Origin of the sequence: Rhodanobacter sp. OR87 (assembly GCF_000473345.1) — a bacterium.
Lineage (GTDB): Bacteria > Pseudomonadota > Gammaproteobacteria > Xanthomonadales > Rhodanobacteraceae > Rhodanobacter > Rhodanobacter denitrificans.
This window is the reverse complement of sequence record NZ_AXBJ01000001.1, coordinates 1-19,929: the sequence shown is the minus strand read 5'-3', so window position 1 is coordinate 19,929 and position 19,929 is coordinate 1. Positions and strand designations below refer to the sequence as shown.

Genomic DNA, 19,929 nt, shown 5'->3' with positions numbered 1-19,929 from the left:
GGTTGACGCTCCGCGTTTATCAGCCTTGCAAGGCCGGCATGACCACTTCCGACACGATTTGCGTGCCCTCCGGCGTCGCCCAGTTGCCGGCCAGTTCTGCGATCACCTGGTTGGTGCTGGTCAGCGTCGCACCGTTCTTCTCCATGCGGCGCAGGGCCATGTCGTCGCCGAACTTGCTGGGCGACGCGCCGGCATCGGCTACCACCTGCACCTCGTAGCCATCGCTCACGAGGCTGAGGGCGGGATAGACCGTGCAAACGTCGTTGGTCACGCCGGCGATGATGAGCTTCTTGCGGCCAGTCGCCCTGACTGCTGCGGCGAAGTTCTCATCCTCCATCGCATTGACGATGCCCAGGCGCTTGACGCGGGCGGCGAACTCGTCCGGCAGTATGGCTTCCAGTTCGGAAAGCAGCGGTCCTTGCGCGTACTCCTCCATGCTGGACGTCAACACGACCGGTATCTTGAGGATCTTCGCGGTCTTGGCAAGCATCAGCGCATTGCGCTTCAACTCCTCGAAGGGTATGGATTTGGCCCAGCTCATCGTGCCGACCTGGTGGTCGATCAACAGCATGGCAGCGTTTTCGCCGGTGAATCGTTCGTAAGGCATGGTGAAACTCCTTGGGGGTCAGGTTGCAGTGGAATGCAGCGGTCGGCCAGAAAACAGCATGGCCTTGGCGCAGCCGTGGGGGGCCTGAAGGATGATGGCCCGGGGAGCCTGTTCCGCCGGGAAGACCGGCAGCCGAAGGTCGTTGTGGTCGAAATCCTGACCATCCACACTCGCCGTGCCGAAGATCGGCATGACGAAGGCGGCATGGCCTGCTTCGATAGGCACGACCAATTCGGCACCTTCTTCCAGCGATATGTCGAGCATCGTCACGTTGGTCGGCGGTGTCAGCGGGGATCGCATATCCGCGAAGCTCCCGATAGGCACGCGAACCTTGACACCCGGCAACTGCACGACCGGCACGTCCTGCGGCTCCAACATCAATGGGAACGGTTCGACGTTCCTCCGCTCCGGCGGCAGGTCCACGAAGATTTGCAAAGAGTGGACGGTCTTGCCGGTTTCGGCCGGGACTTCTTCGTGAACGATGCCGCGGCCGGCCGTCGTCCAGTGCAGGCCACCAGGACGGATCAGGTTGCGGGTGCCGATGTTGTCGCGGTTGTCGATTCCCGTTTCCGAATCGAGGAACAGATAGGACACGGCCGACATGCCAGCATGGGGATGTGGCGGAAACGTCGGCGCGCTCATCCAGGCGTGATCGACGCCGATGAACGGGTCAATCAGCGCGGCCACGCCACGCAGGCCACAGGCCCGGAAGTGGCTGCCGTGGTTGGCGCGCTGGAGCGGAGCAATGACGAACATGGAGATAGCCTCAAGCGCCCTGAGCTTCGCGCAGGGTCGGATAGTCGATGTAGAACTTCTCCGCGCCACCGAAGAAACCTTCGCGGTGCGGCTCGTTCATTGGCGCCTTCGTCTTGATCCGTTCGACGAAATCCGGGTTCGCCAGCACCATCGCGCCGTAGGCTTCCAGATTGGCCAGACCCGAAGCCACGTCGGCACCGATCTGCTCGCGCGGGCGACTCGGACGGTTCAGGATCAGCGTGCCCTTCCAGAGCTTGCGAATGTCGGCCAGCAAGGGCTCGTTGCCCTGGTGCATCACATGCACATAGGCCAGTCCCACCTTGTCCAGTTCGGCGACCAGATAGCGGTACAGGTCGGAGCCTTCCTCGCCTTCGTCGATGCCCCACATCGTCGTGCCGGGCGACAGGCGGATGGCGGTGCGATCCGCACCGATTTCCTTGGCAATGGCCTGCGCAATCTCGATGGCGAAGCGGGCGCGGTTCTCGATGGAGCCTCCATACTCGTCGGTGCGCATGTTGGCGCTGGGCGCGAAGAACTGCTGAATCAGATAGGCGTTCGCGCCGTGAATTTCGACGCCATCGGCACCCGCTTCAACGGCGCGGCGGGCCGAGAAAGCGAAGTCGGCGACGGTCTGGCGCACTTCCTCGGTGCTCAGCGCGCGCGGCGCAGGAATGTCCTGCATGCCGGTGGCGGTGAACATGCCGGTGCCAGGGGCGATCGCCGACGGCGCAACGCCCTGGCGGTGGTGCGGCGTGTTGTCCGGGTGCGACATGCGCCCAGCGTGCATGAGCTGGATGAAGATATGGCCGCCCTTGGCATGCACGGCGTCGGTGGTCTTCTTCCAGCCGGCGACATGTGCATCGGTGTAAATGCCCGGCGTGGTCAGGTAGCCCTGGCCATCGTCGGACGGCTGGGTGCCTTCAGTCACGATCAGTCCGACGCTGGCACGCTGCGCGTAGTAGGTGGCAGCCAGTTCGCCCGGCGTGCCGTCGAACTGCGCACGGCTGCGGGTCATCGGCGCCATCACCAGACGGTTTGGTAAGGTGTAGCGGCCAAGGCGGACGGAATCGAATACGGTGGTCATGCTGGAATCCTCGAACGTGGTGGTTGGAAAGAGTTGCCGTCTTCTACGGGGCCGCGCGCTGGATGCCTGTCCGGGCCGCCAATGACTCGGACGCGGCCATGAACTTGCGGATGTGTTGTTCAGTCAGCCCGTTCGATGGCAGGATGGCTTGGCCCTTGTTGTTGAACATCGCGCCGCTATTGCGTTCGAGTTCGCGGGCAAACAGCAGCGGCGTGATGCGTTCGGCGTAGGTGTCAGCGGTAGGCGTGAACCAGCCGATCAGCGTTTCCATCACGCGCGACTTCAACGTGTCTTTGCCGAAGAAGTTGTCGCGGATGTTGGTCTTGATGAGGCCGGGATTCAGGCCGAAGAACGTGGCGTGTGGATACCGCTTGGCTGCATCGAGTACCAGCATTTCGTTACCGGCCACAGTATTCATGTGCGCAGGCATCGCCTTGTAGGACCGCTCAGCGTTGAGGTCGTCCGGCGTGCCGATCTGACCGCTGCCGGGATAACCCACCAGGAACACGCGCGGCTTCATCCGAGCGTTGGGGCGTTGAGTTCCGAGCCGAGGCGCGATGGCTCGCAAGATGACCAGCCGGTTCAAGTAGCTGACGGCCAGATCGCGCTCGATGCCTTCCGCCGTTTCCTGGCGTTGCGGCGCGGCGAAGATCCCGGTGGTGAAGATCACCATGTCCAGCGTTTCAGCCGGCAGTTCTTCGGCGACTCGCTGTGCTTCACGCATCAGGCCCAAGTCGGCCTGGATGAACTTGATGCGTGGCGTTCCCGCATCGCGGAAGGTCTGCCCGACGACGATGACGTTGGCGCCGAGCGAAGCCAGATGTCGGCTCTCGGCGCGGCCAATGCCGCCAGTGCCGCCAACGACGGCAATTTGCTTGTCTTTGATGTCTAGTGCGAACGCATCCGGTCGATGCCATTCCACGCGCTTGTCCAACTTCATGATGATGCCCTTGGTTCTCGATTAAAGGCATCATCGTTCGCTTCCACATCTGGATAAAGATGGTATTTTGGATAACATTGATCCAATACTGGAGCAATAGGAATGGATGATTACCTCAAAGACATGGCGTTGTTCGTCGAAGTCGTCAAAGCCAAGGGCTTCCGCAGCGCGGCCGACGTACTGGGCATCCCGAACTCAACGCTGTCGCGGCGGATCAGCGAACTGGAGAAGTCGATCGGGCTGCGCCTACTGCATCGCACGACCCGCAGGATCGAGCTGACCGAGGCCGGGCAGATTTACTTCGAGCGATGCAAGCGCATCGTGGATGAGGCACGGCTGGCGCACGAACAGTTGGGTGAGATGCTGGCCCAGCCCAGCGGTGTGCTACGCGCCTCGCTGCCGGTGGATTTCGCCGTGACCTACTTGACGCCGCTGATCGCCGAGTTCGCCAGCCTCTATCCCGGCATCACCTTCGACTTCGACCTGACGCCGCGCAGGGTCGATCTGGTCAGCGAACCCTTCGACGTGGCGATCCGCATGGGCGAATCTGAGAACTCGCAACTGATCGCACGCATGTTGGCTACGCTCACGCCGTACCTGTATGCCTCGCCCGGCTACCTTGATCGGTCGGGGGAGCCGAGCAAGCCCGCCGAGCTGGAGCAGCACGAGTGCTTCAACATCCTGCGGGCGGGTACGTGGACGCTGCACGATGGCAAGAAAACCGCCACGATTTCGGTCGGCGGGCGCTTCTCGCTCAACAGCGTCGGCATGATTCGCCGTCTGGCATCGCTCGACATGGGCATCATCCTGTTGCCCGAAGAAATCGTTGCCGATGAGCTGGTGAGCGGGAAGCTGCGGCGCATCATGCCGCAATGGCACGGCACGCCACAGCCGGTCTATGCGATGACGGAAACCCGCCTGCTGCCGGCGAAGACGCAACGCTTCATCGAGTTTCTACGAGAACGCCTTGGGCGCTAGGAAGCGCGTTGGATTAAGCAACACCCAATCCACGCTGTCGCCCGATTTCCCATGACACTCCACCCCCACGCACCGTCGCGGCAAGCTGTTGCCCCAACCGCTGCTTGATCACTGGCCTCCACGGCACCAGGCTGAACCCCGTGCCGTCATCAAGCATCGCGTAGCACCCGCTGGCAAGCATGACGCTACGCCGGTAAATGCCGGCCGCGCGCTGTCCGTCGGCCACCGGCCGATGTTCCAAGCCGGTTTCGGCTGCTATGTCTTGCGCGGCCTTTGCCAGCTCGCGTCCACGCAGCGTCGTCAACAGGTTACGCGCCAAGATCACGCGCTGGCCGCGCCGCTCGGCCAGCCCCTGTTCGGTCAGGAAGTCGGAACGCTGGCGCAGCGCGTCTTTCACCTCGGCACCAAAGCCCTGGTCGCCCAGCCCCTTGCCGCCACCGATCAATTGCTGATCCAGCCAGGTCGCGCCGATCACGCGGGCCTGCCGCTCGATGGGCAGGTGCGATTTCAGCCCCACCGCCACACCATCGTCCAAGCGCTGGACGTCGTACTGGCGGCCGCGTTCGACCAGATCGCCAGGGACGCGCCAAACGCCTTCGGCCGCGCGCTCCACGATGCCGGCGCGACGCAGGGCTTCGAGCCGACGAACGTGCGCGGCCACTACCTCGCGCGGTTCGCGGTCGGGCGTGGTGTGGCCTTGCGCGACGGCAAGGTGGTGGTCGGTGCGGTAGATGCCATCGGCCGCCAGCGCGGCGATGTTCCGGTCGGCGGCGCGCACGTCGGCCGCGCTCTTTACTTCCACCACCGCGCCGATCGGGTACTGTTCCAGCTCCGACCGCGGCGGAAGCGCGACGTAGTGCGCCTTGCCGTCCGTGCCATCGACGATCAGATAGCCCTTGTCGTACAGCTCGTCGGCCAGCCCCTTGCCGACGACACGGCCAACGATGGTGCGGCCATCTTCGCCGGGCTGGAACACGGTCAGCTCGCGTTGCCGGCCGCTCATGGCCCGCTGCATGGTACGGATGATGTCGCCACGCTCGCCCATCGCCCGCAGTGTGGTTTCAGCATTGGAATGGATGAACCACGTGCCGGGCCGCTGCTCGGTCGCCAGGCCCATACGCTGCAAGCGTTGCAGGCGGCCGATCAGCATCTGCCGCTGTCGTTGCAATCGGGGTTCGGCCAGCGTCTCTGTCCGCACCAGACCTCCCACGGCCTCGCGCTGCAAGGTGCGATCCAGACCTGTCCACCGCTCTTGATCGACTTCACGCTGCATGGCGCGCTGGATCTCCAGTTCGGTGCGCGGCCCCAGCCACCCGGTCGCGAGTTCAGCAGCCCGATGGCGCATCCCTTGGGCGATGTAGTCGCGGGAAATGATGAGGTCTTTTCCGGTGTCGTCCTTGCCGCGCAGGACGATATGCGTATGCGGGTTGTCCGTATTCCAATGATCCACGGCCACCCAGTCCAGGCGCGTGCCCAGGTCAGCCTCCATGCGCGCCATCAGGTGCCGGGTGTAGGTGCGCAGATCATCGAGCTGTTCGGCATCCTCTGGCGAGACGATGAAACGGAACTGGTGTCGATCCTCGCGCCCGCGTTCCTCGAAGGCGGCGGTGTCTGTCGCGTCGGTCGTCGGGCCGTAGGCATGGCCCGGCCCGCCCTGGCGATCGACGCCCTCGCGCTCGATGTAGCGCAGGTGTGCGGAGGTCGAACGCGGCCCGGCCTGTGCCAGATTCACCAACCGGACCTTGATCGTCACGCGCCGGGCGTTCGCCCCAAGTCCCTGACCGGCAAAGCGCGCCGCCACATGGCCGCGGCCCAACCGTGACCCGGGTCGCTGGCCGACCTTGCCGGTTGTCTTACCGAGCTTCGCGCCGGCCTTGTTGGCCTGCCTCAGCACCTTGTTGACGTAGGCATCGCCGCGCTGTTTCGGCGCATCGGGACGGACGCGGAAACGGTCATCGTCGCGCTGACTCATGGTGCGGCTCCATCCAAGACCGGCGCAGTCCAGCGGGCGAAGCACGCGCTCTCGCCAATGCCGATGCGGCATTGCGCACTCTCGCGGCACGCTGCTGCCCCCAAGCGCGTGCCGCGCCACCCCCATGTGCAGACTGGTTTCTCGCGGGCCGAAGTGCCGCGACCTTTTATCTTGCCTTCCGCCTTTGCCTGTCGCTGTCGCTTCGGGCATCGGCGGCCCGGCGGCGCTGCGCTGCATGCAGCCAGCGCGCTGGCGAACGCGACCACGGCCGCAGGCCTGGCGCGTTCGAGGCAAGACGCCTGCACGTCGGCAAGCATCGCTGGAGGCTGCGCGACGTGCGATGCCGAAGACGCAAATTCGGCATCCGCACGACACGCGCGACGACACGCGGACGCGCAGCGGAACGACCCGCCGGATGGCACGACAAAGCGCAGCGAATCCGCGGCCATCATCGGTGTGTCTCCAGCCAGAGCGGATGCGCAACGCCGATCACGGTGGAGGCAGCCACCGGCCCGAAATACCGGCTGTCGAACGATGCGGGATTGGTCGTGCTCAACAGGAACAGCTCGCCCGGCCGCAGGCGCCGGCACTGCTGCCACGCAGGCAGCGGCCGGCCCAGGTGGTCGGCGGGCAGCGTGGCGACCACCGGCACGCCGTCGATGCGCACGCTGTGCCCGATGACGCACACCTGCTGCGGCGCGATGGCGCCCACACGCTTGAGCAGCGGAATACCCAGCGGCAGGTAGTCGCGCTGTGCGGCCAGCGTAGCGGCCTCGACCGGGAGCGGAACGAGCACGATGCTGTCCACCTGCACGGGGTTGTGCGGTGGATCGGCCAGCCCGTCGAACGGATCGACGCGATACCAGCCGACCGGCACGCTGTCGGTCGGGTTGTAGATGACGCGCGGCAGTGGCGACACGAAGGATGCCCAGGCCAGCGCAGCGAGGCCGTAGGCAGAAAGGCTCGCCAGTACGAGGCGAGCGCGCAAGCGCGAGCGAGGACGCGGCGAGGCGGCGGAAGTGAAAACACACGTCATGACAGTGCCCTCCCGGCGAGCCAGGCCGCATGTCGCTCGGCGGTGTACGCCGACAGCGGCAGGCGCGCGGCGAGCCGGTTGCCCAGCGTGCGCCAGTACGCAGGCGACACCGTAGCCGGCGTGATGCCCAGGGCCTCGATCGCGTCGATCTGCGGCAGTACGGCGCGCACGGCAAGTTCGCCCTCGGCGTGCAGCAGCAGGCGCGCGCCGGGCAGCACGCCAGGGATGCGCTGCGCCGCGTCCAGCGGCGTGCAAGCCTGCATCACCATGAGCTGCCAGCGGATCGTGCCGTAGTCGTTGGCCTGCCAGCGGATGCGGCAGAACATGGTGCCCGGCAGGAACACCGCGACACGACGCCAGCGATCGAGCCGAATGGTGCGCACCGGTTCGCCGAAACGCAGGTAAAGGTCGATGCGCTGCTCGATGTAGGCGAGCGATACGCGGGTCAGCGGCGCAGTAGCGGCCTGGCCAGCGAACGGTGGCGGCGCAGCCGTGACCACCGAAATGGATGCGTTCATGGGGTCGTCTCCGGAAACTCGCGTTCGAGCAACGCGCGCAGCAGTTCGGCGACCGTCACGCCCTGCGTAAACGCCGACACCTTGATGCGAGCGCGCATCGCGGGCGTGATGTCGAGCGTCAGGCGTGCGGTGTAGAGGTCGCCTTTATGCAAGGTCTCGGCGTCGCCCTGGCGAACCCACGCCTCGGCGTGCGGGTTCGCCGGCGGTCGCGCGCCGATGCCGATGCGTTTGCTGCGCGCGGTTGTCATGCCGGCCATCGCAGCAGCTCGTCGGTGAGCGCCGCGATCTCGCGCGTGGCGGCACTGTCGGGCGCCGTCTCGCGTGCGAGCCGACCAGCGGCCACGCTGTCGGCGAACACGATGCGTTGATGCACTTCCGAGCGCAGCGCTGGCAGCGGCTGCTCGGCGAGCGCGCTGTGCGCCTCGCGGCCGATGATCGTGGTGCTGACGCGCCGGTTCACAACGAAGGCCGCGCGCAGCGCAGGCCGGAAGACCTGCGCCTCGCGGATCAGCGCCACCATCTCGGCAGAGGCCCACAAATCGTAGGGGCTGGGCTGCACCGGGATCAGCACGCGCTCGGCCGCCAGCAGCGCCGAGCGCGCCAGCGCGGCGATGCGCGGCGGGCCGTCGATGACGACGTGATCGGCCCGCCTGGCGAGTTCTGGCGCTTCCTGGTGCAGCGTTTCGCGGGCCAGGCCCACGGTGCTGAACAGCCGGGGCAAGCCCTGCTGGCTTCTACGTTGCGTCCAGTCCAGGGCCGAGCCTTGCGGGTCGGTATCGAGCAGGATGACCGATTGCCCGCGCATCGCCAGTTCGCCGGCGATGTGCGTGGCGAGCGTGGTTTTGCCGACGCCGCCTTTCTGATTGAGTAGCGCAACGATCATGGCGCGGCCCTCCATGTTGGAATGCCGGGCTTTCTCGTTTGCGCGTGGTGCCGTTTAGCGGTTGTCCACCGAAACGGCTCGCTTCTACTATCAGTTAGAGGTTTTAAGTTAGATAAGTTAGAGGGGGCTGAAACCAGCGCCGTTATTGGCTTTCCGGCGATTTCGCACGCCTGATAGCACGATAGGGACACGCCTGATAGCACGAGTCCTGGCACGCCTGATAGCACGAGCCCGTTCACACGTTTTCCCGCAGTTATCCCCGTGCCGTGAGTGGCACGGGCCGGAAGGTCAGCAGCTCGGCGCCGGATTGCGGCATCCGCTTGATACCGAGCACGTAGCCGGGCAGCGACTGCCGCGCGACCAGCGCGCGCAGATCGCAGGCAAAGTCGTAGGGCTTCGCCGTGCTGCCCGACTTGCGATGCAGGTGCCGGAAGTCGAATTGCCAGCCGTGCGGTTGCTTGCCGCCGTGCTTGCGCACCAGGCGGTACAGCCACCGCTCGATGCCGCCAGTCAGCCGGAAATACGCCGGGTCGATGGTTAGCACCAGGGCGGCGTCGAGCACGCCGGCATAGAACCAGTCCGGCAGGATCAGCTCGATGCCCAGCGGCGTGCCGTGGGCATCGGCCCACTCCTTCCATTCGTTGATCCACGAGAAGCGATGCAGGCGCCGCCCGGTCGTCTCGCGGATGGAGGTCGCCACGGTGGTCGATTGCAGCCGGTCGAGCGCAGCCTTGAGGCGCTGGTAATCGCGTAGCGACACCCCGCGCCCGATGAAGCGCAGAATCTCGTAAGGCGTGGCGTGCATCAGGCGCGACGGGTGCAGGCCCGCATCGCGCGCTTCCACGATCTGGCTGGCCGCCCAGATCAGGATGTCCGCATCCCAGATCGTGGCGATGCCATGCTCCTGTGTCCCTTCCACGCGGATGGTGACGTTCGCGCTGCGGAAGTCGATCGGCGCCGTGCGCCGCGATTTCGCTAGCGAGAAGAACGGAAAGGCCATCAAATCCTGGCTGTCGCGCGGCACCATGCCATCGCCCGGCAAGGCGCGAAACAGGTCGAGCTGTTCCCGCTCCTGCGATGGTCTGGGCGTGGTGATGGCCACCGACGAAGCGCCGATCAGCGCGCACGGCTGTCGGCCGAGTGATGTTCGGCGTATTCGGGATCGGACGTGGTTTCGTAGCTGCGCAGATCGGCCCAGGCATCGAGGTCGGCCACGGCGTACATGACGCGGCGGCCGAACTTGCGAAACTTCGGCCCGTTGCCGATCACGCGCTGCTTTTCGAGCGTGCGCGGCGATAGCCTCAGGTAGTCGGCAGCTTCGTCGTTGGTGAGGTAGCGTTGGGGTTGCGGGGGCGTGGCGACGGTAGCGGCGGCGGGCCGCAAAGGAGCTGGACGCATCGGATAAACCTCCATCAATCAGAATCGCCCGACCACACAACGCGACCGGATGGAGGCAGTCTCGGAAAAGCGGCGCGGTGCGCAGAGGGTCGTTTTGCAGTGCAGGCAAAACGACCCTACCCAGATCAGTCGAGCTGTGCGAGACGGCGATAGCCGCCGTGCATTAGCGTCTGGCCCCGGCGTACCAGGCGGCGCACGCGCGAGCGCAGGCCGCCGTCGGCGTACCAGTTTTCGGCGACCCTATCGGTGCCGAACAGTCCCGCTGCTGTTTCGCGCAAGGACGCACCCGCCAGGGTCGCGTCGAGCGCCTGCAAGGTGTGCAGTTCAAGCAGTGCGGCGGGTGTGGGGCGGCTGCGGGCCGATGCCGCAGGCGCGGCTTCGCCGGTGGCAGCCCGATGCGCCTGCCAGGCCGTCAGCATGCGCTGGAGCGTGCTGGCCGAGGCGCAAGCGCGGATGACATGGACGTAGGCCATGCCCTCCGCAAGACCCGGTGCCAACGCCAGCCGCATGCCGCCGCCGGGCCAGCGCACCAGCAGCACGAGGCGCTTGCCGTCGTGGATCAGGCATTTGTGGCCGGGGATGCGCCAGAACGCGAAGACGGCGGCACCCGGCGGCGGATCGGCGTCCGGGTAGAACTGGAGCACGCTGTCGTGATCGGGGAACCAGGCGGGATGCGCGTCGCGCGCATCCCATGCCGGGTCTTCGAGCAGGCGCAGGCCCCAGGCTTGCGCCGCCTCGGGTCGACGGCGATGGCGCAGCCAGTCGCGCCGATAGTCGGGGTTCCTGCGCAGGTACTCCCAGGCCAGCGCGGGGCCGTCGAGGTGCAGCACGTAGAGATACGCGGCAGTGGGATACCAAGGCTCGGCGCTTCGATCGGCCATGATGCACGCTCCCCTCGTTGAGCAGGAACATCGCCACGGTCGTCGCTGTGCAGGGACTACGGCACTACTTCAAGACGTCATCAGGCACGAGGTAAAGTAACCAGCCGTGTCAAGTCCGATGGGCTCCGGTATCTTGCACGTGCTGTCCGAATCGTGGCAGCTGTGCGTGCGCGAATCGCACGCAGCACGGAACACCCTGCCGCAAGCCGCGCTCCGCATCGTGACTGTTTCGGTCAGGCCGCCTATGGCCCCGCGCAAGAGCGGCGTTTCAGACAGGCCGGGTATGGAGCCAGACCCATAAAGACAGAGTGCAAGGATGGCTGTGGCGGGCCTTTCGGCTCCATCAGTCGGGGATCGAGCCGTCGAGTTGTGCCAACCGTACATACCCGGACAATGGCCGCACCGCATGGAAATACAGGTCGCGCAGGACGGGGCGCCCGAGCGGCCCGACGATCGCGGCCAGATCCGACAGTTTCACCACGCCCAGCGCGGGCATGCCGATGCCAAGGTCGATCAACCCCCAGGCTGTATTGCCGTCGGCGGGATCAAGCGCGGCCAGCAGCCAGGTCGCGTGCGCGTCCGGGGTGAACAGCCGTACCACTGGCATCGGGTCGATGTCTTGACCAGCTGCACGCGCCTCGCCGATGGCGAGCAGTTGCGTGCGCTGTTCGGCGGTGACGAGCGGCTGGGTCATGGCGACGATTCCCACACATCCGACGATTCACGAATCCGCTTTGCCGCCGAAGCACGAAACCGGCGAAGCGGATGCGTGCATTCGTGGGAAAGCACGAATACGCAAACCGACGCATCCGGCCATGCACGGAAGCGCCGATGCGCAATGGTGCAAATCAGGAAAGACACGGAAGCGGCTCTCCGGTTCTGTCGGAATCCGCCAAAGCGGATTTCAGTAACACGGCAGCAGGCTAAATTGCTGCCAATGAGTTAAAGATAACGTGGTTTTAATTGTCCCGCGACCGGACGCTTCTGTCCATGCAGAAGCGACCCGTCCAGCCCGGCCGACCGGCCGGCGCTACCACCTTCGATGCCGAACTGGCCCAGGCGTTCGGCGCGGCGGTACGTGCATTGCGGACGGAGCGCGGCATTGCCCAGGAACTGCTGGCGAACCAGGCGGGGATCGAGCGTTCCCACCTGGGAAAGATCGAGCGCGGCGAGCACATGCCCACGCTGGCGATCATCTTCAAGATTGCCAGCGCCTTGGAGTGCAGCACGGCTGCACTGATGAGCACGACGGAAAGCCAGCTTGCGGCGTCCGGCGCGTAGCTTTTGCAGTGCTGTCTCTGACAGCACGGCGCCCCGCCGCAGTGGGCGGGGCGCGGTGGGTGGCCGTCAGGCCGCCTGCGGCTTGCTGCGTGACCAGATCAGGTCGTGCGTGCCGTCTTCGCCTTCGATCAGGCGGGCATAGACCGTTGCCGGGAACGAAGGATCGTCGAGGGTCACGGACAGGTACTCCCGCTTGGCCTCGCTGACTTTCTTCCACGCTGCGCCGATGTCGTGGCCGGCCGCCTGAAGGCGGAAGTCGGGGGCGTTCTCGCTGTCGCCCTTGTCGTTGGGAACCAGCTTGACCTTGACGTTGAGCGTCAGGGTGCGAAGCGTGCCGGTGAAGCCGTCTTTCTCTGCGGTGAAGGTGCCGATGTTAGCCATGATGATTCTCCTTTCGGGTTGGCAAGGTCGCGCCCATCGCGTCCTTGTTGTGATCCGTCAGGCGGGGGGCGGGCTGGCGGCATCGCGCAGCGGCCGCAACGCAGTGAAGGACCTGGAGGCGAAAAGAATTTGTCCCGCGAGGAATGCGCGCAGCGCAGGGGAAATTGTTTTCGCCGCAAGGTTGCCGCCATGAAGCCCGAGGCGCAGCCATGCCCCTGCCAGGATTCACGACAAGCCAAGGACGCGATGGGACGAACTTTCCGAAAGGAGATTGGCCGACTCGGCATCCCCGCGTAACGGCTTCACCGGCTTGCCCCCTGATACGGGCAGGGCCAACACCCCAACGACAGGCGAGAACGCCCCCGGCCGCAGCTTGCGGCAACGTGCGTGAGGCGTGGCGTGGAAGTTCCATTAGGCAAGGCCGGGCGGCGTCAGTGAACCGCCCTTCGTGACGTGGTTGCGCTGAACCACCAGCGTCGAAGACGGCACGCATTTGCACAACCTGCCGCAGCAAGCCGGGGCGTAGCTCCTGTCGTTGCCGCATGCGCCTCGCCCCTCGTGGCGGGGCGCGAAAAAACTTGCCCACTCCGGCGGGCACTGACTGGCTGTATCGCGCGCAAAACACTTGCGCGCCGCCTGGTCGCCGCCTGCCCGAAGGCGGCGACCAGGCGGTTTTTGCCGTGGACGTTCAAACCGGGCGCGGCAGACCTGCCGCGCCCGGTTTGCGATGAAAGCCCCGACGCACTGCGCCGGGGCCATGCTTCATCACGCGACCAGCGCGCGGGTTTCCTTTTCATTGGAGGCAACATCGGGCGTTTCCGCTTCGTCCGCCGCCTCCTTCACGCCTTCCGGCTCCGTGTCGTGTGCGGTGCGGAATACGGCGGGCATCCAGCCCGTCCCCTCGGCCAGCCGTTCGGCTTCGCTGGCAATGTCGGCCTTCTTGAGCTTCGCCAGTCGGGTCGCGTGCTCCGGCGCAAACTCGCCCACGGCTTCCAGAATCGCGGCCTTGGCAACGTGGCGGAAATAGCCCTCGGCGGTCGGCCTCCACCACGCCACCATGTCCAGCCGCACGGCCTGCGCCAGTTCCGCGCCGGGCTGGCGCGGCGTCGCACGCGGCGTCACCACGTCCACGGTCGCGGCCACGCACACGGCCAGCAGCTTCACCAGTGCGTCTTGCTCCATCGCCAGCAGCGCGGCGAACAGTGCGGCGCTGTCGTGCGGCAACGCCTCGCCCGCGACCTGCTGCATGTCGCGCAGCGCCACGGCGGCGGGAGACTCCGGCCAATCCGGGGCGACACCTTCGAGCCGGTCTTGCACGTTCACGCGCACGCCGAGCGGCAAGCCGTCGCCGTAGGTGTCGGGCTGCAAAACAGTCTGCACCATGCCATGCACCAGCGTGGCCAGCGCAACGTGTGGATGCCGTGCGACTTCGATTTGCAGCGCAGCGGTGCGGTGTACGCTCAACCGCTGCGCCAGCCGGTCGGACAGACGGGCGGCGACCGTCACCGCCTCGGCGTCCCCGCCCTCGTCGGCGTTCGTGTCCTCGGTTCCGGCGAAACCCTGCCGCAACCGTTCCAGCGTGCGCAGCGCCTTGGCTTCAGCTTCGCGCAGCAGCCCGCGATGAATCACGACCTCGCCGTCGCGGTCGATAGTGACGATGGCACCGGCTACGGCGCGCACGTCCGGAGCGTAGCCCTGTAAATCGTCCTCGATGGTCTGCAGTTCCCCGGCCACCTGTTCGCGGCGCGGTTCCAGAGTGGCCGCCTTGTCCTCGTCCTCGGTGTCGTAGACTTCTTCCAGCTCGGCGTCGATCTTGTCGAGCCGGTTTTGCAGCGAAGCGATGCGGCGGCCCTCGCGGGCGGTCGGTTCGCGACGCTGGTGCGGCGCGTTCTGGAATGCCTGCCGGTCGGCGTGGCTCATGTGCGGCACGGCCTCCACCCATGCCCAACCCTCGGCGCGCACGTCCTCGGCCAGCGCATCCAGCTTGCCGCGCACCAGCGTTTCGAGCAGTGCAAAGTCGTCCAGATACACGCCGCTGTCATCGTCGGCGAACAGGTCGCGGCGGACGCCGCCACCGGCCGCCGTGTAGGCGTCCAGCCCGATGAAATGCACCAGCGGGTGGGTGGCGTCGATTTCGCGTTCGGTCAGGCGCTCGCGCAGCGCCGATGCGCCGCGCTGCCATTCCGGCGCGCTGTAGTACGCCGCTTCCTGCGCGGCGTGATCGTCGGTGATGGTCAGGGCCGTCAACTGTTCCAGCGTCACGCCGCCGCCCCGGTAATCGGCCATCAGGCGCGGCGAGACATTGGCGAGCTTCAAGCGGCGTTGCACCACCAGCGGCGACACGCCGAAATCGGCGGCAATGTCCTCGATGGGTCGGCCCTCCTTGACCAGTGCGGCGAATGCCTCGAACTGGTCGGCGGGGTGCATCTGCTCGCGCAGCAGGTTTTCCGCGAGGCTCACCGTGCGGGCCGATGCGTCGGCCACCAGCAGGCACGGCACGTCATGATCGGCGGCGATGCGCTTTTTCTTCGCCAGCAGCTTCAAGGCAGTCAGGCGGCGATCGCCAGCGACGACTTCGTAATGCTCGCCATCGGCAGCGAGAATCACGACAAGGTTTTGCAGCAGGCCGACACGCGAAATACTCGCGGCCAGTTCGGGGATGGACAGGCGCGAGGTCGTGCGTGCGTTGCGCGTGGAGCGACGCGGCAACAACTGCGACAGCGGAACCAGAATCAGGTTCTTGGTCGGGTCAGCCACTTCCAGCGGGGCAGCGATGTCGAGAGCGCGGGCTTCGGTTTGGGTAACGGCGTTCATGGTGATAACTCCTAGCGGTTGGGATGCAGCAGCGAGAGAAGCGGCAAGGGCTGCTGCGTGCCCCTGCCGCGTGGGGATTCAGGCTTTCAACTGGCGCAGGCCATCGGCCAGCAGCCACAAGGCGCGGTTGAGGCGGATACCGTTGTCGATGCCCTGCACGGGGCGCGTGGTCTGGCGGCGACCGTTCGCGGCGCGGGCGGACAAGCCGCCTTTGACGAGGTTTTCCTGCGTGCGGTTGAACACGCTCCACAGGTCGCGGCGGCTGTCGTCGTGACGGCGCGGCATCAGGATTTGCGATTCCGTGATGGGCGCGGGCGTGGCCTCGTCGTACTTCAAGGCCAGCGCGGCGCGGGCGAATACTTCGGCTTCGCTGTTGTCGAGCGTGATGGACTGCATGGCGTCGCGGGATGCCTGCGCCCGGTCGAAGCCGTGCAGGACTTCGTAAGCGCCTTCGATGACGTGCCCGGCTACGTCGCCCTTGTGGGGTACGCGCACGTCCGCCACCGTGTCGCCGCAAACGAGGCCGTTCTGGCACACGAAGCGGAACATGCCGGCGAGCATCTGATAGCTGCTCGTGCCGTCGTGCGAATTGAGCAGGATGATTTCGTTGGCTTCGCGGCCGTTGATCTGGCTGGCGTGACGCAGCCGGATCATGTGCTTGGTGTAGTCACGGCGGTCGTCGTGGCGCACGCGGGTCTGGCACACCATGAAAGGCTCGAAACCTTCGCCACGCAGTTCTTGCAGCACGGTCGCGGTGGGGATATAGCTGTACCGCTGCGAGCGGCTTTCGTGTGGGGCGTCCGCGAAGATGGACGGGGCTACGGCGCGAATCTGGTCATCGGACAAGGGATATTCGGAGCGCAGCACCGGGGAACGCGAAGCGAAACGGGAAGCGAGTTGCATGGTCTTTCTCCTGACAGGGGTTGGCTGTTGAAAACCCCACCGGATTCCAAGATTCGGAGCCCGCCTTGGACTTCCGGTGCGGTCGGCACGAGGAACCCGGTTGGCCTCGTTGCCACCGTCTTTCCTGAGTTCATCGCCCGCGACGGCCAGGAGCGCGCGGACGGGGGCCGTCAAGGAAACGAGCGCAGGGTTGGTGCGGCCCGCAGGCGCAGCCGAGGACACGGCCCTGCGCGCCTTGACGGCACACGGGAGCGGGCTACAGTCGCGGACAAGGTGATGAAGTCAGGGGAGACGGCTGGACAAGACAACGGCCACCCCTGTGTGCCGACCGCACGCAAGCGCAAGCGCGCAGGCCCGGATCGGAGAGCCGGGCCGAAGGCGTCAGCGATGGAAGCCCGGAGGGGGCGAGACTCGCACCGCGAAGCTCGATGCGCAGCACAAGAGCGCAGCCGGCCTTCTGGCCGGGGACGCCATGGATCAGTCGCGATCGAGCAGGTATCTGAAAGCCGATTCGGCGATGATGACTCGGATACCGACAAACCCGCCTGGGTTGAATACGCTGCGAATTGTCTAAAACATCAAGGACTAAACGATGAGTTCAACGCAGCCCACGAATCCGCAGCACATCTGCGAAAACCTTCTCCGCGAAGGCATTCAATACAACAACGCGCACAGCATCCTGCCCAGTGAAAACGCCATCGCAGACCGCCTGCTTTCGCGTGGTGTCGAGTTGAAGGATGCCTATCAGGAGCTGTACGACAAGCTGAATACGCACCCTTTCGCACTGAAAGTCTTTCTCGGCCTGGTTCTGAGCACGGCGGCCTTCTGGAATCCGGCGAAGATGCAAGAAGCACGCGCCGCGCGCGATGACCTCGCCAACGTCAATCGGCAAATCGCGAAAAAGGCGACCGAATTGTCGGCACTGCTGGAGCAACGCTCCAACCTGCACGACACTTCCGGATTCAGCAGCGAAACCCACTGTCACGTCGGCGACGTGATCGAAGCCGCATCCCGACATAACCACCTGTTCGGCTTCTATCTGAAAGAAAAGCTGGATGCGTTGCGCTACCAGTTCGATATGAAATACTGGCCATCGCTGAGCGAGTTCGTGCAGGAGTTGGCCTCGAATGCCGAAGGGGCCGACATGTCGGCCACCGACCCGCTGACGGCCGCAGCGACCGAAGCGTCACGCCCTTCCAAAGCCGATTTCTTCAAGGCGCTGTTCGCCTCGATCGAGGAGAACAGCGCTGCGAACTATGGCCAGCTGCCGCGAGACTTCAAACTCACCGACCGGACGCTGGCCTCGCTGGCGAACTGCGCCTTGGATCTTGGACCCGATGAGCTGGTGGACGATGCATATATGAAGAGTTATCGCCAGAAGCAGCGCAAACGCGACGCAGAGCAGGCGTAACACCAGGTGCAGCAAAAAAGGGGGCCAAAGCCCCCTTGGACTCTAGAGCAAGCCACGTTCTGCAAACGACGTCGTACTGTTGGCAGCGATGATGATGTGATCCAGCGTGCGCACCTCGACCAGTGCCAGCGCCTCCCGGAGCTGGCACGTAATCAGCTTGTCCGCCTGGCTCGGCTCGGGATTCCCACTCGGATGCGGATGCGTGAAGATCACGGCTGCCGCATTGAGCCGCAGCGCTTCCTTCACCACTTCGCGCGGATGCACCGAAGCACCGTCGATCGTGCCGCGGAACATCTCCACGTACTCGATCAGCCGATGGCGCGCATCCAGGAACAGCACCGCGAAGACTTCATGGTCAAGGCCCGCGAGCTTGGCGCGCAGATACGCCTTGACGTCCGCCGGTGAACTGAAGTCCGCACCGCGCTGCATCTTCTTGTCGATGGCCTGGCGCGCCGCCTCAAAAATCTGCTCGGCTGTCGCCGGCAGATAACGGCCGCGCGCATCGCGCACCAGCAGCGAGGATTCGGAATAGAAAGAAACGTGCGTCATGATTGTGCTCCGGTTGACGGGCGGAATTGCCCGGAACCGTGCTGAGCACGGCGCAGCGCAAGCGGTCAGGGATCGCCAGACGGCCATCGGCCGCAAGCGCACGGCGCGCAGTCCTTGAGCGCGAGAACGCCGTGATACGGTGAAGGGAACAGCAAGACCGCCCACACCCCGCCCGCTGCCCACAACCGCCTTTTGGCAAGCGGAGCGCGCAGGCCCGTATGGGCCGGAGGCGTCAGGGACCAAAGCCGGATGGCCGTGATTCGGTACGAAGCGCGGGGCGCAGCCCGCGAGCCCGACGGCGGAACGCCGGGACGCTGACTTACGTCTCCTTTCAATCAGACATTTTCGACAAGCAATCCCTGTACTTGATCGAACCTCACCTTCTTGAAAATCACGTGCGGAACCTTGGCGCGCAAAACCCCTTCCACGGCATCCCGCGAGCCTTGCGACACCTTCTCACCGAAGATCACTTCCTTGACCGCACTCGGGGACACGTCGAACAGATGAATCTTTTTCCCGCGCACATCTTTTATTTCATTCGCCATATCCAAGTATTTAATCATTCTCCATTCTCGTTCATAGCTCCACTTGGTCGTCTTGGTGAAAAACACTTCCTTCGGAATATCCATCTTCCCTGGCTCTACATAGACAACCGGCCGAGTGTCGCTGTAAATAACATTCATCAGCTCGCCGCATAGCTTTGGCTCCCCCCGCTTGGGCCTGAAGAACTCGTCCTCGCTGTCAAACCCGACAACAAAGCCATCATAGCTATTGGCGTAGTGCGCCCACATTAGCTCGTTGTCCGGTGATTCAGTCAGAGAAAGAACACCGACATTGCGGTTCGTCACTCGCATAAACGAGTTGAATATTTCTTGCGTTTTTTCTGCGTAGTCAAACGAATCTGTGAATTGTTGAGCAGCAGTCGATATTCGCCGCCACGCTTCCTCCGTGCTTATTTCAGGATGCTCGAACAAGAACCTGAAATACGTTGAAGACAAGTTTCTTTGAACGATGTTTGTGGCGTACTCGCTCGGATTCTTCAACCTTATGTCCGGGATCAGCTCACGCGGATCATTCAAATCCTCAGCAGGAGTAAACCTCAATTTCAGGTTTTGAAAGAAGCGATCACTCGGCATGTACTTGTAGAGAATCATATTTACCTTTGCAGAGACAGGGCGTAGTCCCACACGCTCCCCAAGCAATGACTTGCCCGTGGCTCGCTTTCCTACGCTACAACAAGTTGTTCCGATAGGTATTGAACCTCACCATGCCTCCACCTGATTAGCGACGACGCTCAGCCATGAAAATTGTCGACGGCGCGCAATTTCGTCTCTGGCCAAGGCTTGCACAGGGTCATGGCGCGCGCCAGTCGCGGCAGCAGCTCGGCAAGTCGGAAACGGCGGTTGAAGCGGTAGGCGGCTTCGGCCAGATAGCGCCGCGCGTACTTGGCCTGGCGCATGGCGTGGTAGCAACCGCTGATCGCTCGTTTGACGTTGCCGAGCACCACGTTCACCCAGCGCGCTCCCTTGACCTCGGT

22 protein-coding genes are annotated in these 19,929 nt (G+C 64.6%); 3 read left to right on the top strand and 19 right to left on the bottom strand.

Translation table 11 applies throughout. The annotated features are described in order from the left end of the window. Positions 1 to 19: 19 nt before the first annotated feature. From RHOOR87_RS0100110 to RHOOR87_RS0100095, 4 genes are read right to left on the bottom strand one after another with little or no spacing between them, the layout of a single operon-like run. Positions 20 to 607 (bottom strand): isochorismatase family protein, encoded by a 588-nt coding sequence (locus RHOOR87_RS0100110; RefSeq protein WP_027483891.1) that lies wholly within the window; start codon positions 605 to 607, stop codon positions 20 to 22. A gap of 18 nt (positions 608 to 625) precedes the next feature. Beyond that, positions 626 to 1,363 carry a pirin family protein gene (locus tag RHOOR87_RS0100105; protein WP_027483890.1) on the bottom strand — a complete coding sequence of 246 codons (738 nt, stop codon included), beginning with the start codon at positions 1,361 to 1,363 and terminating at the stop codon, positions 626 to 628. 10 nt (positions 1,364 to 1,373) lie between these two features. Then, positions 1,374 to 2,447: an alkene reductase gene (locus RHOOR87_RS0100100; protein ID WP_027483889.1), complete on the bottom strand. Its 1,074-nt coding sequence runs from the start codon at positions 2,445 to 2,447 to the stop codon at positions 1,374 to 1,376. 43 nt (positions 2,448 to 2,490) lie between these two features. After that, a complete protein-coding gene (locus RHOOR87_RS0100095; protein ID WP_027483888.1) occupies positions 2,491 to 3,387 on the bottom strand; it encodes an SDR family NAD(P)-dependent oxidoreductase in 897 nt (298 codons plus the stop codon). A gap of 102 nt (positions 3,388 to 3,489) precedes the next feature. On the opposite strand from RHOOR87_RS0100095, the gene RHOOR87_RS0100090 reads away from it, so the two are divergent. Beyond that, positions 3,490 to 4,365 carry a LysR family transcriptional regulator gene (locus RHOOR87_RS0100090; protein WP_027483887.1) on the top strand — a complete coding sequence of 292 codons (876 nt, stop codon included), beginning with the start codon at positions 3,490 to 3,492 and terminating at the stop codon, positions 4,363 to 4,365. 13 nt (positions 4,366 to 4,378) lie between these two features. Here RHOOR87_RS0100090 and RHOOR87_RS0100085 read toward each other — a convergent pair whose 3' ends face one another. The 9 genes from RHOOR87_RS0100085 to RHOOR87_RS0100045 all read right to left on the bottom strand — a co-directional run bounded on the left by RHOOR87_RS0100085 (position 4,379) and on the right by RHOOR87_RS0100045 (position 11,747). After that, positions 4,379 to 6,337 carry a relaxase/mobilization nuclease and DUF3363 domain-containing protein gene (locus RHOOR87_RS0100085; protein WP_027483886.1) on the bottom strand — a complete coding sequence of 653 codons (1,959 nt, stop codon included), beginning with the start codon at positions 6,335 to 6,337 and terminating at the stop codon, positions 4,379 to 4,381. 448 nt (positions 6,338 to 6,785) lie between these two features. Then, positions 6,786 to 7,373, bottom strand: coding sequence for a S26 family signal peptidase (locus tag RHOOR87_RS0100080; RefSeq protein ID WP_027483885.1), 588 nt, complete (start codon positions 7,371 to 7,373; stop codon positions 6,786 to 6,788). Beyond that, the gene (locus RHOOR87_RS0100075; protein WP_027483884.1) at positions 7,370 to 7,891 is read right to left on the bottom strand and encodes a DUF2840 domain-containing protein; all 522 of its coding nucleotides are present in this window, start codon (positions 7,889 to 7,891) and stop codon (positions 7,370 to 7,372) included. The genes RHOOR87_RS0100080 and RHOOR87_RS0100075 overlap by 4 nt, the downstream gene beginning before the upstream one ends. Next, a complete protein-coding gene (locus RHOOR87_RS0100070; RefSeq protein WP_196806961.1) occupies positions 7,888 to 8,139 on the bottom strand; it encodes a chromosome partitioning protein ParB in 252 nt (83 codons plus the stop codon). The genes RHOOR87_RS0100075 and RHOOR87_RS0100070 overlap by 4 nt, the downstream gene beginning before the upstream one ends. Continuing rightward, positions 8,136 to 8,774 (bottom strand): ParA family partition ATPase, encoded by a 639-nt coding sequence (gene parA / locus RHOOR87_RS0100065; protein WP_027483882.1) that lies wholly within the window; start codon positions 8,772 to 8,774, stop codon positions 8,136 to 8,138. Before parA ends, RHOOR87_RS0100070 begins: the two co-directional genes overlap by 4 nt. A gap of 253 nt (positions 8,775 to 9,027) precedes the next feature. Further along, the gene (locus tag RHOOR87_RS0100060; RefSeq protein WP_196806964.1) at positions 9,028 to 9,891 is read right to left on the bottom strand and encodes a replication initiator protein A; all 864 of its coding nucleotides are present in this window, start codon (positions 9,889 to 9,891) and stop codon (positions 9,028 to 9,030) included. After that, on the bottom strand, positions 9,891 to 10,172 hold the full coding sequence (locus RHOOR87_RS0100055) for a helix-turn-helix domain-containing protein (protein ID WP_027483880.1): 282 nt from the start codon (positions 10,170 to 10,172) through the stop codon (positions 9,891 to 9,893). Before RHOOR87_RS0100055 ends, RHOOR87_RS0100060 begins: the two co-directional genes overlap by 1 nt. A 125-nt stretch (positions 10,173 to 10,297) precedes the next feature. Then, a complete protein-coding gene (locus RHOOR87_RS0100050; RefSeq protein ID WP_027483879.1) occupies positions 10,298 to 11,053 on the bottom strand; it encodes a DUF2285 domain-containing protein in 756 nt (251 codons plus the stop codon). Between the two features lie 343 nt (positions 11,054 to 11,396). Then, complete coding sequence (locus tag RHOOR87_RS0100045) at positions 11,397 to 11,747, bottom strand: DUF2958 domain-containing protein (protein WP_027483878.1); 351 nt, start codon at positions 11,745 to 11,747, stop codon at positions 11,397 to 11,399. Positions 11,748 to 12,043: 296 nt separating this feature from the next. Here RHOOR87_RS0100045 and RHOOR87_RS0100040 point away from each other — a divergent pair, with 296 nt between their 5' ends. After that, positions 12,044 to 12,334 carry a helix-turn-helix transcriptional regulator gene (locus RHOOR87_RS0100040; RefSeq protein ID WP_027483877.1) on the top strand — a complete coding sequence of 97 codons (291 nt, stop codon included), beginning with the start codon at positions 12,044 to 12,046 and terminating at the stop codon, positions 12,332 to 12,334. A gap of 66 nt (positions 12,335 to 12,400) precedes the next feature. Here RHOOR87_RS0100040 and RHOOR87_RS0100035 read toward each other — a convergent pair whose 3' ends face one another. From RHOOR87_RS0100035 to RHOOR87_RS0100025, 3 genes are all read right to left on the bottom strand, one after another. After that, a complete protein-coding gene (locus RHOOR87_RS0100035) occupies positions 12,401 to 12,715 on the bottom strand; it encodes a DUF736 domain-containing protein (RefSeq protein WP_027483876.1) in 315 nt (104 codons plus the stop codon). A 765-nt stretch (positions 12,716 to 13,480) separates the two neighbouring features. Next, positions 13,481 to 15,529 (bottom strand): ParB/RepB/Spo0J family partition protein, encoded by a 2,049-nt coding sequence (locus RHOOR87_RS0100030; RefSeq protein ID WP_027483875.1) that lies wholly within the window; start codon positions 15,527 to 15,529, stop codon positions 13,481 to 13,483. Positions 15,530 to 15,607: 78 nt separating this feature from the next. Beyond that, a complete protein-coding gene (locus RHOOR87_RS0100025) occupies positions 15,608 to 16,432 on the bottom strand; it encodes a DUF932 domain-containing protein (protein WP_027483874.1) in 825 nt (274 codons plus the stop codon). A gap of 592 nt (positions 16,433 to 17,024) precedes the next feature. Between RHOOR87_RS0100025 and RHOOR87_RS0100020 the strand changes: the two genes are divergently transcribed. Further along, positions 17,025 to 17,843 (top strand): hypothetical protein, encoded by an 819-nt coding sequence (locus RHOOR87_RS0100020; RefSeq protein WP_027483873.1) that lies wholly within the window; start codon positions 17,025 to 17,027, stop codon positions 17,841 to 17,843. 42 nt (positions 17,844 to 17,885) lie between these two features. Here RHOOR87_RS0100020 and radC read toward each other — a convergent pair whose 3' ends face one another. The 3 genes from radC to RHOOR87_RS18830 form a co-directional block, all read right to left on the bottom strand. Continuing rightward, complete coding sequence (radC, locus tag RHOOR87_RS0100015) at positions 17,886 to 18,392, bottom strand: DNA repair protein RadC (RefSeq protein ID WP_027483872.1); 507 nt, start codon at positions 18,390 to 18,392, stop codon at positions 17,886 to 17,888. A gap of 335 nt (positions 18,393 to 18,727) precedes the next feature. Beyond that, positions 18,728 to 19,546 (bottom strand): DUF2971 domain-containing protein, encoded by an 819-nt coding sequence (locus RHOOR87_RS0100010; RefSeq protein WP_027483871.1) that lies wholly within the window; start codon positions 19,544 to 19,546, stop codon positions 18,728 to 18,730. A 140-nt stretch (positions 19,547 to 19,686) separates the two neighbouring features. Next, positions 19,687 to 19,929, bottom strand: a 243-nt coding sequence (locus tag RHOOR87_RS18830) for a transposase (protein WP_043795141.1), incomplete at its 5' end; no start/stop codon positions are given.